Genomic DNA, 13,976 nt, shown 5'->3' on the forward strand with positions numbered 1-13,976 from the left:
TCTATATTGTTTCTTCAAAAAAAGTTGAATTATAGGAGTTTATAAAGTTCATGAGGTTCATAAAGTCGATGGATCTCCTGCGAGCGCATTTTTGTACGGCACTGGGGCGGCCGGCCGGCACCGGAAGTTACGTTAATGAAAGTGCCCGCAGGGTTCAGGACTTTACGAACTTTAACGATTAATTATTCCTGCTTATTTGAAAGCCCCCAAGCCGAAAAGAGCGAAATCATACCGGATCGGATCGACCGGATCGAATTCACGAAGACGCCGGGTAAGCTCTTCGACAGCTTTGGCATCGTTTTGTTTACGGGTAAGCAGACCGAGTTCGCGGCTTACATGGCCCGTATGCAGATCTAAAGGGATCAATAGGGCGGAGGCCGGGATACCTTTCCATAGTCCGAAATCGATACCGCTGTGGTCGTGTCTCACCATCCAGCGAATAAACATATTCACTCTTTTGGCGGCTGAGCCTTTGTCTACACACGCGATGTGGCGGAGTACCCGGGGCTCGGCCGGAAGGGTAGTGAAAATCCGATACCAATGGCGTAATACCTCGAACATATCCCCGTGTATTTGCCAGGCGGTGGTGAAGACATTTTCCAACCCTCCTTCATGGCGGTAGATATGGGCTAAGGAACGTAAAAAATAACTACAGTCATAACCGTTGAAAGTGCGGTGTTTGAAATGTTCGAAACGGGCGAAATCGCTTTCCCGGGCATGCAGGACGAAGTCATAAGGAGCATAATCCAGGAGCTGCATGAGTTCCTTACACTTTTTTATGATGGTCGGACGTTGCCCCCAAGCCAGGGAGGCTGCCAGAAAACCGGCTATTTCGATGTCTTCTTTCTCTTCGAATAATTTAGGAATTTGAATGGGATCGGTATGGATAAAAAAATCGGAATGGCAATATTCCTGATATTTTTCATCGAGTAGTTGTTTTATTTCTAGTGATGTCATATTCGGTCGGGTTTGGTGGCTCTGAGCATTTCTCTTTTTCCGGGAGGTCCGGGCAGGCGTTTTAAGGTGAAACCGACTTCGCGTAAGGCTTGCTTGACTATCCCCTTGACACAATAAGTCACCAGGATTCCTCCCGGTTTCAATGCTTGGGCGAACCGGCTGAATACTTCCGGAGTCCAGAGATGGGGTTGCACTTCCGGGTTGAAGGCATCGAAATAGACGATATCGAATCGGGCCTGAAATTGTATAGACCGGAAATCTGCCCGGTATTTGTGTAAATGAAATAAAGGGGTAATCTGCTCTCCGCAATCCCAGGGGGCGTCGTGCAACATGGCGAATGATCCGGGATCGGCAGCGGGAAGTTGATCCGGATAATGAAGACGATTTATTTCTTCGGGCGGTAACGGATATTTTTCCACACTGTGATAATCGAGCGGGAGCTGGAGTTCTTCGCTCCGCAATAAGCTTAAATAAGCATTCAGCCCGGTTCCGAAACCGGCTTCCAGAATAGACAACGGGACTTCGGTGGGCGGCCGATGTTCCGGGGAGGTCAGATAAAAATCCAGTCCGGCCCGGATAAAAATATGAATAGATTCCTGAATCGCTCCGTGTACCGAATGATAATGTTCATTCAGTTCAGGAACATATAAGGTTATACTACCGTCTTCTGTTTGAATCAATTGATGTGGCATCCTTTCAACAGATTTCTGCTCTGAGTAAATTGACGAATTCGATAATATCACTTTCTGTCGTGTCGAAGGAGCAGACCCAACGTACTTCCGAGGCATTTTCATCCCAAATGTAAAAGAAGCATTCCGACTGTAATTTGGTTATTTTATCGCGGGGGATGATAGCGAATACTTCATTGCCTTGCACCTCTTGAGTGATGCGGATTCCCGGGATTTTAGCCGCTTCGTTGGCTAACATCCGGGCCATCCGGTTGGCATGTCCGGCGGTCTTTAGCCAAAGGTTGTGTTTCAGGACTGCCGAAAATTGGGCGGCGATGAAACGGGTCTTCGAGTGAAGTTGCATCAGTTGCTTACGGATATATTGTACCTCTTTGGCGACTTCCGGGTTGAAAAAGACGACAGCTTCTCCAAACATCATCCCGTTTTTAGTACCTCCGAAACTCAATACATCGATACCGACCCGGGAGGTGATGTCGCGGGGATCACATCCCAGATAGGCGACGGCATTCGAAAGACGTGCTCCGTCCATGTGTACATACATCCGATGGGCATGGGCATAATCGCAAATTTCTTTTAATTCGGCAGGAGTATAAACCGTCCCTAATTCGGTACATTGAGTCAGGGAAATCATTTTAGGTTGTGAGTGATGTTGTTCTCCGAAACCGTGCATGTGGTTTTGGATAAGACCGGTTGTCAGTTTCCCGTCGAAAGTTGGGACGGTCAGTAGTTTACAGCCCGATTGTTTCTCGATCGCTCCGCATTCGTCCACATTGATATGGGCGGTTTCGGCACATATAACGGCGTTATAGGAATGGGTGAAGGCAGATAGGCTGAGTATGTTTGCCCCTGTACCGTTATAGACGAAAAATACACGGATATTTTCTCCAAAAACATTTTTGAAATCCTGTATGGCTTTTTCAGAATAAACATCTTCTCCATAAGAATGCTGATGCCCATAGGCTGCCTCTTCCAGTGCTTTGAATACTTCCGGTAATACGCCTGAAAAATTATCGCTTCCAAAACCTCGAATCATGATAAAAATTAGAATTAAAGATAAAACGATTCAAAGATAATGAAATTAATCCCTAATCTCCAATCTTTCCCTTCTAATCCCTTTTTTTCCGGAGTATCCATTTTAGCATAACGATGAAAATTAAAAAAGAGGATACAAAGAGTAGAAAATGGCCGTATTTCAGGTCGGGGCGTTTATCGAGTATTCCGATCGCTCCGATAAACAGGCCGACCAGAAGTATCGCATAAGCGAGCCGTGAGGCTCCGTTCCGGAGCATTTTCCGGAATTCAGGAACATCCGTGATTTGTAACTCGTGTTTGATTTCGCCTTGTTTGAGTTTGTATAATATCTCGCTGATATCTCCCGGAGCGGTTTGCAGGAGGGTGGCATATCCTTTTAAGGTTTGGAAAAGCGAGGCGGCCATCTTTCGCGGAGAAAATTGAGTCATGACAACCTCTTTGGCGTAAGGGATGATGAGCTTGGCAAAGGGGATGTCCGGGTCCAGACGTTCGGCCACTTTCTGGATTGTGGCCAACGCTTTGGCCAGCATAAAAATACCGGTAGGCAGACAAAGTCCGTATTTGGTGATCAGGTCGATACAATCCTGGATCATCTTGGCGTAATTGAATTTCTCGATCGGGAGTTGGGAGAAGCGTTTAATCATTTGTTGCAGGCTGAAAATCAAATCGTCCCGTTGGTCGAAAAAACGTTGATCACAAAGCCGGATCATGGAGTCGGCCAGGCCGATAGGATCCCGGCGGGCGAAACCGATGGAAAGGTTGGCCAGAAAATCCATTTCCCGGGGACGGAGAGCTCCGACCATCCCGAAGTCGATAAAGGCAACCCGATTGCCCGGCAGGATGAATAAATTACCCGCATGAGGGTCGGCATGGAAAAAACCTTCCTTGAAGACCATGATCAGCAAGGCTTCCGCTCCGTTGAGGGCTATTTGTACCGGATCGAGTCCGGCAGCCTTCAGCTGAAGCGGATCGTCCGGCGACATACCGAAGATCCGTTCCATAATGAGCATCCGGTGGGTCGTATGTTTCATGTCGACATGGGGAATGTAGATCCGGGGATTGTCTTTGAATATATCCCGGAAACGCAGGATGTTCGTGGCTTCGTTATAATAATTCAATTCCTTGAATATGCTTTCGCCGAACTCGTCGACGACTCCTACGATATTGATGGCAGCCATTTCGGGGTATTCCAGGGCTAATTTCTTGGCCAGATAGCGCATGAGGTATAAGTCTAGTTTGATTTTCTGGTCGATATTCGGGCGTCGGATTTTGATCACGACGTCTTTCCCGTTTTTCAGACGTCCGGTGTACACCTGGCCGATAGAAGCCGAAGCGATACAATGTGGATTGAATTCTGAAAAAACATCCTTGATTTCGGCCCCTAATTCATCTTCAATCAGGCGGATCGCCAGATGGTCGTCGAAAGGGAGGGCATTGGTCTGTAATTTCTTCAATTCTTTTCTGAACCGTTCGGAGAGTATATCCGGCCGGTCGGCCAGGATCTGACCGAATTTGATATAAGTTGGTCCCAGATCCTCTATGGTCAGCCGCAGCCGTTCCTGGGTGGTATATACTGGTTTATGTTGGCGGATACGGCGCTTTCGGATACGACGCCCCAGAAAAGTATGGGAAATCATTTCCTTAAAACCGTGTTTGACCAGAATACTACCGATTTGAATGATTCTGGTGATCTTCAGATACCCTACGTATACATCTGTAATTCTCATTGCTCTTCGGGTTTAGAAGGTTGGGGAGGAAACGAAGAATCTTCCAGTAAAGCATTCAGCTTTTCTACAGCTGTTGTGAGTTGATCGAGGGTTTGAGTAAGCTTTTTATCCCGGCGGGGAGTGAATAACTGACGCAATAATAAAGTGCTGTTCAGCCCTTCCATAGCTCCTGCTATATGATCACTGAGCCGACGGGCTGCTTCCGGATCTTTATGAGTCTGTTGTTCGATAATTTTGGATACCTTTTCGATAAAAGCATCCCGGTCACTGAGCGAGGCATTGATGGAAGCCCGTAAAAGCAAGTATAATAAGTCATTTGTCATACCGATTACTTTAAGCATTGTCGATTGCAAAATATTAAACGAAAAAAGATGTGTTTAGTTGCAAAGAAGAAATTTTGCAGATTATTTTCTATTTTTGTAGGCTCTTAGAAATTTAAGATGATTTGTATATGGAGTGGATACATACTTTATTTTTCGGATCGGGAATCGGGCATTCGATTTTATTGGTAGCTATCGTTATCTTTATCGGGATATATCTGGGAAAAGTAAAAATAGCAGGTGTTTCTTTAGGAATTACCTGGATTCTGTTCGTCGGTATTATTTTCAGCCATTGGGGAATGCGGATGGATGCGCATGCTTTGCACTTCCTGAAAGAATTCGGACTGATTTTGTTTGTTTATTCAGTTGGTTTACAGGTAGGACCCGGTTTCTTCGCTTCTTTTAAAAAAGGCGGGCTTACCCTGAATTTACTAGCGGTATTGGTGATTGTATTGGGTGTTGCAATTACCTGTGTTTTATATGTCGTTACCGGTTTGCCCGTCACTACGATGGTGGGTATTCTCTCCGGGGCGGTGACGAATACGCCGGGCCTGGGGGCTGCGCAACAGGCTTATTTCGATATGACCGGTAAGGAAGGTACCGAAATCGCTATGGGCTATGCAGTGGCTTATCCTTTGGGTGTGGTGGGGATTATCGCAGCACTCATCCTGATTCGTTATATTTTCCGGATTTCTTTCGATAAAGAGACTGAATCTGCCCAAAGTCAGCTGGAAGAAAAGGAAGCACGGGCGACCCATGTTTCCGTCCGGGTGAAAAATCCGGCTCTGTTCGGTAAAGAAGTGGAGGCCGTCGCTACGTTGATCGATAAGAAATTTGTGATTTCCAGGGTGTTGCACGAGAACAATGATTTGGAGATCGCTTATTCACGCACACATCTACAGGCCGGAGATAAATTATTTATCATTGCTGCCAAGCAAGATATGGATGCGATAATCGCTTTTATCGGTGAAAAAATAGAGATGCATCGTTCTGAGTGGGAGAAGCTGGATTCCAAATTGGTTTCGAAACGTATCATGATTACCCGTTCGGAAATCAATGGAAAAATGCTGGCTCAACTTCATTTACGCGGAGGATTCGGTGTCAATATCACCCGGGTAAACCGGGCCGGAGTGGATTTGGTGGCTAGTCCGGGGTTGGAATTGCAGATCGGTGACCGGGTTACGGTTGTCGGAACGGAAGATAGTGTGAAAAGTGTAGAGAAAATATTGGGTAATTCACTCCGGAGGTTGCGGGAACCCAATCTGGTACCTATTTTTCTGGGGATCGCTTTGGGTATTTTGTTAGGGAGTATACCTTTTACTTTTCCGGGAATTCCGCAACCGGTGAAATTGGGATTGGCAGGAGGACCTTTGATTATCGCTATTTTGATCAGTAAGTTCGGACCCCATTATAAATTGGTTACTTATACGACGATGAGTGCCAACCTGATGTTGCGCGAAATCGGTATCTCTTTGTTTCTGGCCTGTGTCGGTTTGGATGCAGGGGTCGGATTTGTGGATACGGTGGTGAACCAAGGTGGTTTTGCATGGATCGGATATGGGTTTATCATTACCTTCGTGCCTCTGATGATAGTCGGCAGTATTGCCCGTTGGTGTTATAAGATAAACTACTTCACTTTGATGGGATTGATTGCCGGGAGTACCACCGATCCGCCTGCATTGGCTTATTCGAATGGTGTTGCCGGAAATGATATGCCGGCAGTGGGATATGCTACCGTTTATCCTTTAACGATGTTTTTACGCGTTTTAACAGCCCAGTTATTGATACTTATTTTGTAAATTTGCACAATCGTATATTAATTCAGTATTCCTATGTCTTACGGTATAGCAGATTTGAGTATAGTTCCCATGCGGAGTGAAAAATCGGAACGGAGTGAGATGGTTTCTCAGATTCTTTTCGGTGAGGTATTTGAAATACTGGAGGTGGATGAGAAATGGGTATATGTCAGGATGTTGCATGATCGTTACGAGGGGTGGATCGATCGGAAAATGTATCTTGAAGTCACCGAAGAATTTATCGGTAAATACAAAGCCGAGGTACCTGTATTGGCTACGGAAGTGTTTAATATAGTCGTGAAAGACGGTGATTACGGGAATAAATTGGTGGTTTCGGGTAGTGTATTTCCTTTTTTCGATGCCACGACCAAAAAGATGCAGATCGGAGGAGATACCTATACTTTGGTCAGTAAAATGAAAGATGTCGGCATCGATAGTTTGAGGGATCTGATTATCGGTTATGCCTTGATGTATTACAATACGCCTTATCTTTGGGGAGGACGATCACCCTATGGGATCGATTGTTCGGGGCTTTCCCAGATTGTTTACCGGATGGCGGGAATCGATTTGCCGCGGGATGCTTCGCAGCAGGTGACGCTCGGACAGAATTATTCCTTCCTCGAAGAAGCGATGCCCGGTGACCTGGCTTTCTTCGGAGACGAGACCGGAGCGATCACTCATGTCGGAATCATTTGGGAACAAAACCGGATCATCCATGCTTCCGGGAGGGTACGGGTGGACAAAATCGACCATCAGGGAATTTTCAACGAAGACTTGAAACGTTATACCCATAACCTGAAAGTCATCAAACGAATCCTGAACGATTAAAAGGCCATAAAGTCGAACCCTTTTAACTCATACAACTCTTCTAACTCTGTAACTCTGTAACTCTTTTAACTCTGTAACTCTTACAACTCTTTTTTTTCAAATCATTTCCCCCGCTTCCGGTCCGCAACAAAAAAGCAGATCCAGAATACTCAGATTCGGGGTAAATGGAAAACGGTCGCTGAAAGTCTGGCGGTAAGGTTTCGGGATATAATCACAACCGGGTTGTCTATGGGAAGCTTTGGGGTGGATAGCGTTACGCAGATCCCTGTAATTGATGTCCCCGATCGCGATATAATCCGTTGTAAGCCGGATATCCCGTTTCAGTTTCAGAAAATCCAGTATAGTCGTTAAGATGGCCAGGTTATGGTCGAAAAGATAAGTCTCCTGCTTTTCAAAAAAAGGCATTAAATCGTCGATATAATATTCGTAATAAGGAGAATTTTTGTAAGCCGATTCGATACCCCGGAAGTGTAATTTTTGCCAGGGAGTCGGATACACGATTTTCAGGTCCTTTATCAGGGTTTTGCTGTTGGCTTTGGCCACCGGGACGGTCAATGCGATCACGCCGTTTGCGGTCATGATTTCACAACGGTTACGGTAACTCTGTTTGCCGAAGTTTTCATATTGCTCGATATAGGTTACTTCTGCTTTTTTTAGACAAGAGAAGTAAGCTATCGGTGGAAAATAGGCTGTCGTTAATAAAAAAGGGTTCATAATAGATGTGCTTAATGAGCACAGGCAAAAATAGTAAAATATTTTTTGACTTCTCTGTTTGGTATATTTTTCCTCAATTTGTCGTAATAATTTAGCAGAAGTGTGTAAAAATTGTCATCTAAAAGTAACAAGTGTGTAATTTGCAAATTTTTGTCGTTAAAATATTGATAAAAATTTGTGAATATGCAGATTCCTTGCTATCTTTCGAATGCTGAATTGAACTGAACATAGCTACGTCTAATCGAGGATTTCTTTTCGGAATCGGAAAAAATAATTGCTTTTTTCCTCCGTTAACCGGAACATTTCCGCTGATAGAGCGTATAATGTTTGTTTGTATCCGGTAAAATAGCTGAAATAATAATATTTTATCGTAAACTTTGGTCAAGATTTTCAGAGATGTGAAAGGAAATTAATGAATAAAATGTGTGGGGTGTAGGTGCGATAGTATTAAGTGATGGATGAATAGGTGTGAATATTTTACCGGGGGAATATTTTAAACGGTATGAAATGAAATTTGATATCACAGTCAACGATCCTTTGCTGGAACCTTTTCTTCCTGTTATCCGGCGTCGCCATGAACGCAGTGTGCTGAAAGAGTTGGAATTTACCAACCGGAAAAAAAGACTTGCCGACATTTTTAATAATCATCTTTATTTTGGTTTGCACCGGCTTCCTGGAAAAGGTTGGGTATTCCGGGAATGGGCTCCTCATGCTACGGCGATTTATCTGATCGGAGAATCGAATGACTGGCAACGAAGGGAGAATTTTAGCTTCCACCGGCTGGAGGGAGGGGTTTGGGAATTGGAATTACCCGAAGAAGCCCTCTGGCATGGGATGGATTACAAGTTCTGGGTAGAGTGGCCCGAAGGAGGAGGTGAACGGATTCCCGGGTATGTAAACCGGGTTGTACAGGACGATCTGACTAAAATTTTTTCAGCGCAGGTCTGGCAACCCGAACAAGTCTACCGGTGGCGTTATTCCGGCGTAGGAAGAAGGGAGCATCCTTTGATCTACGAAGCTCATATCGGTATGAGCATGGAGAATCGCCGGGTGTCTACGTTTAATGAATTCCGGGCTTATGTATTGCCCCGGATTGTAGATCTGGGATACAATATGATTCAGCTGATGGGGATTCAGGAACATCCCTATTATGGTTCTTTCGGCTATCAGGTATCGAATTTTTATGCGGTCAGTTCCCGATTCGGAACACCCGACGACCTGAAACGTCTGATCGATGAGGCACATGGATACGGTATCGGTGTGATCATGGATCTTGTGCATTCTCATGCAGTCAAGAATGAAGCCGAAGGATTGAGTTGTTTTGCCGGAGATTATAACCAGTATTTTTATCCTGGTGAACGGGGTGAACATCGATTGTGGAATTCCCGTTGCTTCGATTATGGAAAAAATGAAGTGATCGGTTTTTTGTTGTCGAATTGTAAATATTGGCTGGAAGAATTTCATTTCGATGGCTTCCGTTTCGATGGGATCACCAGTATGCTGTATTGGGATCATGGTTTAGGGCGTGATTTTACGGAATACAAATTTTATTATGACGGTAATCAGGATGAAGATGCGATTACCTATCTGACTTTAGCCAATAAGTTGATCCATGAGGTGAATCCGGAAGTGATCACGATTGCCGAAGATATGAGCGGTATGCCGGGTTTAGCGATGCCTGTCGGCGAGGGAGGATTAGGTTTCGATTTTCGTATGAGCATGGGAGTACCGGATTATTGGATCAAATTGATCGAAGATAAAAAAGATGAGGAGTGGCATGTCGGGGATATGTTTTACGAACTGACCAACAAACGTCCGGAAGAGCATACCATCAGTTATGCCGAAAGCCACGATCAGGCTATGGTAGGGGATAAAACCATCTTTTTCCGTTTGGTCGACAAGGATATCTATACTTCGATGAGTGTTTTCGACCATAGCCTTCGGGTCGACCGGGGCATGGCGCTCCATAAAATGATCCGGCTGATGACGATAGCCACTGCCGGCGACGGATACCTGAATTTTATGGGGAATGAATTCGGCCATCCCGAATGGATCGATTTTCCCCGGGAAGGAAATAATTGGAGCTACGAACATGCCCGCCGGCTGTGGAGTCTGGTAGACGACAAGGATTTGCGTTTCCGTTTTCTGAACGAATTCGATAAAGCGATGATTTCTTTAGCAAAGAAAGACGGCTTTTTTAAACCTATCCCACTGCCTGTCGTAAGAGATAATGAGAGACAGATATTGGTTTTCCGGAGAGGCGCTTATCTGTTTGTTTTTAATTTTAATCCCCAAAGTTCATTCTCCGACTATCGGTTCGAGGTGGAAGCGGGAAAATATTTGCCGGTATTGGATACCGACAATCAGTTGTTCTCCGGTTTTAACCGGATCGACGACGGGCTGGAACATTTTACCCTTTACCGGGAAGGACGAAACTGGTTGAGTCTCTATATTCCTTCCCGTACGGCTGTTGTCCTGCAATTGCAGGAGGAAAACTTTAAAATGAAAAAATAAAATAGATATAAAGACGTTATTATGGCTTATTTGAAATTTAATAAGGATGAATTGGTGAATCTGGAATATTCACTGAAGCGGGAAGTGTTGGCGACAAACCGGGCAGGAGGATATATGTCTTCTACTATTATCGGATGTAATACCCGGAAGTACCACGGATTACTGATATTGCCTATAGAAGAATTCGATGGGGAGAATCATGTGTTGCTGTCGAACCTGGACGAGACGGTCATCCAGCATGGACGTGAGTTTAATTTGGGTATCCATAAGTATCCGGGTAATTATGAACCCCGGGGACATAAATATATTGTCGATTTCGAGTACGAACCGGTATTTACCCTGACTTACCGGGTGGGAGGCGTACAGCTCAAAAAAGAGATTATTCTGGTACACAACGAACCTCAGGTCCTGATCCGTTATACTTTGCTGGATGCCCATTCCGATACGACGTTGAGATTGAAACCGTTCCTGGCTTACCGGAATATCCATTGCTTGTCGAAAGCGAATATGATGGTCAATACCAAATATCAGGAAGTTGAAAACGGGATCCGTTCCAAATTGTATAATGGTTTTCCATACCTGAATATGCAAATCAGCAAGAAGAACGAGTTTATCGCTACTCCCGACTGGTATTATAACATCGAATACATAGAAGAACAAAACCGGGGATATGATTTCAGGGAAGATTTGTTCGTACCGGGGTATTTCGAATTTCCGATAAAGAAAGGGGAAAGTGTGATTTTTTCTGCTTCTGTCGATGCGGTGTCTACCGGACGGTTGAAAACCAAATTCCAGAAATTGGTGGATAACAGGGCTCCCCGTAATAGCTTTGTGAGTTGTCTGAAATATTCGGCTTCCCAGTTTATCGTGAGAAGAGGAAAAGAAACCGAGATCATGGCAGGATACCCCTGGTTCGGAAGATGGGGAAGGGATACCTTTATTGCTTTGCCGGGAGTGACCCTGGCTGCGGCGAATGATGGCAGGACTTGTAAAGAAGTTCTCGACACGATGATCCGTCAGCTGAATAACGGTTTGTTCCCGAATATCGGTAAAGATAAAAATGCTTCCTACAATTCGGTCGATGCTCCGATGTGGTTTTTTAAAGCCGTTCAGGAGTATGGAGAAGCCGTTCAGGACGATGCTGCTGTCTGGAAGAGCTACGGGGCGAAGATGAAGGCCGTTTTGAAAGCTTACCGGGATGGAATCAACGAATATGTGAAGATGGTGGATAACGGTCTGATCTGGGCCGACGAACCGGGAAAAGCACTGACCTGGATGGATGCCATTGTCAATGGCGTACCGGTTACTCCACGCGGAGGCTATCAGGTGGAAATCAATGCTCTTTGGTATAATGCTATTTGCTACACCCTGAAACTGGCCGGGCAGGCCGGAGATAATAAGTTCGTGAAAGAGTGGAAAGATATGCCTGACAAAGTAAAAGAAAGCTTCCTGAAAGTATTCTGGAATGAAGAAAAAGGCTATTTGGCCGATTTTGTCAATGGAGGCGGACAGAATGTTTTTGTACGTCCGAACCAAGTCATCGCCTGTTCGCTCGAATATAGTCCGTTGTCGGACGAGATGAAACATGGCGTGCTCGATGTCGTGAAGAACGAATTACTGACACCGAAAGGCTTACGGACACTGGCACCTAAGAATCCGGCCTATGAAGGCACCTACGAAGGAGATCAGGCAACCCGGGACAGAGCTTACCATCAGGGAACGGTTTGGCCTTGGCTGCTCGGACCTTATATCGAAGCTAATTTCCGGCTTTATGGGAAAAAATTTGCGAAAACAGCCCGCGAATTATTGGCCAATTTCGAAGAAGATATGACTGTGTATGGGGTTTGTTCTATCGGGGAAATTTATGACGGAAATCCTCCTTATACTCCGAATGGGTGTATATCGCAAGCCTGGAGTGTGGGGGAGATTCTGAGAAGTATGGCTTTGCTGGAGAAGTTTTGTAAAGATGATAGATGACAGATGATAGATGGGGAAGAGGCAGACGAGAGGAATGAAGTGGAAAACTTCGGATAGGGAAACACGATAAGGGGAAGGAAGGTTTCGCACGATTGCAAAAAAAATTAATTATAATTATATGAAAACTAGAGTATTGATGTTTGGCTGGGAGTTTCCACCTCATATTGCCGGAGGATTGGGAACTGCATGTCTGGGATTGACCCGGGGATTGGCTAAACAAGGAGTTGAAGTGCTCTTCGTCATGCCGAAAGCGAGCGGTGATGAAGATCAGAGTGCTGCCAAAATTATTAACGCCAGTGATGTGGAGTCTTTGTACCAATACCATGATGTGGAGGAATATTGGAAAAATATCAATTTCCTGGAGGTAGGCTCTAATCTGATGCCGTATATGGATCCCGAGACATTTACCCGGGAAGTGAATAAGAGTGTTCTGGAAGGAAGCGAAGAAAATCGGATTGAATTTAAGAACAAATATCAATTTTCCGGTAAATACGGGGCTAATCTGATGGAAGAAGTGGCTCGTTATGCTCTGGTTGCTGCTACGATTGCAGGACAACAACAGTTCGATGTGATCCATGCTCACGACTGGTTGACCTATGCTGCGGGTATCGCTGCTAAAAGAGTGTCCGGTAAACCTCTGGTGGTACACGTACATGCCACTGAATTCGATCGTAGTGGTGAGAATGTGAACCAAACGGTCTATAACCTGGAACGGCAGGGGATGCTGGAAGCCGATCGGGTGGTGACCGTCAGTAATCTAACCCGGAATATCGTCATTACCCGCTATGGGATTAATCCGGATAAAGTGGTGACGGTACATAATGCCGTTGATTTTCAGTCGTATTCCGAAATGGAAGTCGAGAGAGGGGTAAAAGAAAAGGTCGTGACCTTCCTGGGACGGATTACTTATCAGAAAGGACCCGAATATTTTATCGAGGCAGCGAATAAAGTGCTGAAACGTTATCCGAATGTACGTTTTGTCATGGCAGGCAGCGGGGATATGATGAACCGCTCGATCCGAAGGGTGGCTAAACTGAAGATTGCAACGAAATTTCATTTTACAGGTTTTTTACGTGGCCAGGATGTGCAAAAGATGTTTGCCCACAGTGATGTCTACGTGATGCCTTCGGTATCCGAACCTTTCGGGATTTCTCCGCTGGAAGCGATGCGCTCGGGGGTACCTACGATTATCTCTAAACAATCGGGAGTGGCCGAAGTGTTGAAACATGCGATCAAGGTTGATTTTTGGGATGTCGATGCCTTGGCGGATGCTATCTATGCTTTGCTGGCGTATCCGGCATTAGCTGAATTTGCAGCTAAATACGGCTTGAATGAGGTGAATACTTTAAAATGGGAAAATGCAGCGTATCTCTTAAAAACGATTTACGAAGAATTAAAAAGATAAAACAATAACAATTAAAA

At 45.0% G+C, this 13,976-nt stretch carries 11 protein-coding genes; 5 read left to right on the forward strand and 6 right to left on the reverse strand.

Going from position 1 to position 13,976, the window contains the following annotated elements; genetic code table 11:
* Positions 1-192 precede the first annotated feature (192 nt).
* From WS42_RS04115 to WS42_RS04135, 5 genes are all read right to left on the reverse strand, one after another.
* On the reverse strand, positions 193-957 hold the full coding sequence (locus WS42_RS04115) for a TIGR02757 family protein (protein WP_022160094.1): 765 nt from the start codon (positions 955-957) through the stop codon (positions 193-195).
* Positions 954-1,649: a tRNA (5-methylaminomethyl-2-thiouridine)(34)-methyltransferase MnmC2 gene (gene mnmC2 / locus WS42_RS04120; RefSeq protein ID WP_022160095.1), complete on the reverse strand. Its 696-nt coding sequence runs from the start codon at positions 1,647-1,649 to the stop codon at positions 954-956. The genes WS42_RS04115 and mnmC2 overlap by 4 nt, the downstream gene beginning before the upstream one ends.
* Positions 1,650-1,653: 4 nt before the next feature.
* Positions 1,654-2,679 carry a threonine aldolase family protein gene (locus WS42_RS04125; RefSeq protein WP_022160096.1) on the reverse strand — a complete coding sequence of 342 codons (1,026 nt, stop codon included), beginning with the start codon at positions 2,677-2,679 and terminating at the stop codon, positions 1,654-1,656.
* 73 nt (positions 2,680-2,752) lie between these two features.
* Entirely contained in the window at positions 2,753-4,405 is a 1,653-nt protein-coding gene (locus WS42_RS04130) for an ABC1 kinase family protein (protein ID WP_022160097.1), read from the reverse strand.
* Positions 4,402-4,728: a hypothetical protein gene (locus WS42_RS04135; protein ID WP_022160098.1), complete on the reverse strand. Its 327-nt coding sequence runs from the start codon at positions 4,726-4,728 to the stop codon at positions 4,402-4,404. The genes WS42_RS04130 and WS42_RS04135 overlap by 4 nt, the downstream gene beginning before the upstream one ends.
* Positions 4,729-4,856: 128 nt before the next feature.
* On the opposite strand from WS42_RS04135, the gene WS42_RS04140 reads away from it, so the two are divergent.
* Both WS42_RS04140 and WS42_RS04145 read left to right on the forward strand, forming a co-directional pair.
* On the forward strand, positions 4,857-6,524 hold the full coding sequence (locus WS42_RS04140) for a putative transporter (protein ID WP_022160099.1): 1,668 nt from the start codon (positions 4,857-4,859) through the stop codon (positions 6,522-6,524).
* Positions 6,525-6,557: 33 nt separating this feature from the next.
* Positions 6,558-7,349 carry a C40 family peptidase gene (locus WS42_RS04145; RefSeq protein ID WP_022160100.1) on the forward strand — a complete coding sequence of 264 codons (792 nt, stop codon included), beginning with the start codon at positions 6,558-6,560 and terminating at the stop codon, positions 7,347-7,349.
* Positions 7,350-7,445: 96 nt separating this feature from the next.
* Here the strand turns inward: WS42_RS04145 and WS42_RS04150 are convergent, their stop codons facing one another.
* Positions 7,446-8,063 (reverse strand): WbqC family protein, encoded by a 618-nt coding sequence (locus tag WS42_RS04150; RefSeq protein ID WP_022160101.1) that lies wholly within the window; start codon positions 8,061-8,063, stop codon positions 7,446-7,448.
* A 507-nt stretch (positions 8,064-8,570) separates the two neighbouring features.
* Here WS42_RS04150 and WS42_RS04160 point away from each other — a divergent pair.
* The 3 genes from WS42_RS04160 to WS42_RS04170 all read left to right on the forward strand — a co-directional run bounded on the left by WS42_RS04160 (position 8,571) and on the right by WS42_RS04170 (position 13,959).
* On the forward strand, positions 8,571-10,577 hold the full coding sequence (locus WS42_RS04160; protein WP_022160102.1) for an alpha-amylase family glycosyl hydrolase: 2,007 nt from the start codon (positions 8,571-8,573) through the stop codon (positions 10,575-10,577).
* 21 nt (positions 10,578-10,598) lie between these two features.
* Entirely contained in the window at positions 10,599-12,554 is a 1,956-nt protein-coding gene (locus tag WS42_RS04165; RefSeq protein ID WP_022160103.1) for an amylo-alpha-1,6-glucosidase, read from the forward strand.
* 118 nt (positions 12,555-12,672) lie between these two features.
* Positions 12,673-13,959 (forward strand): glycosyltransferase family 4 protein, encoded by a 1,287-nt coding sequence (locus WS42_RS04170; RefSeq protein ID WP_046402894.1) that lies wholly within the window; start codon positions 12,673-12,675, stop codon positions 13,957-13,959.
* Positions 13,960-13,976 lie beyond the last annotated feature (17 nt).

The sequence above is a fragment of the Odoribacter sp. N54.MGS-14 genome (assembly GCF_000980295.1).
Classification (GTDB): domain Bacteria; phylum Bacteroidota; class Bacteroidia; order Bacteroidales; family Marinifilaceae; genus Odoribacter; species Odoribacter splanchnicus.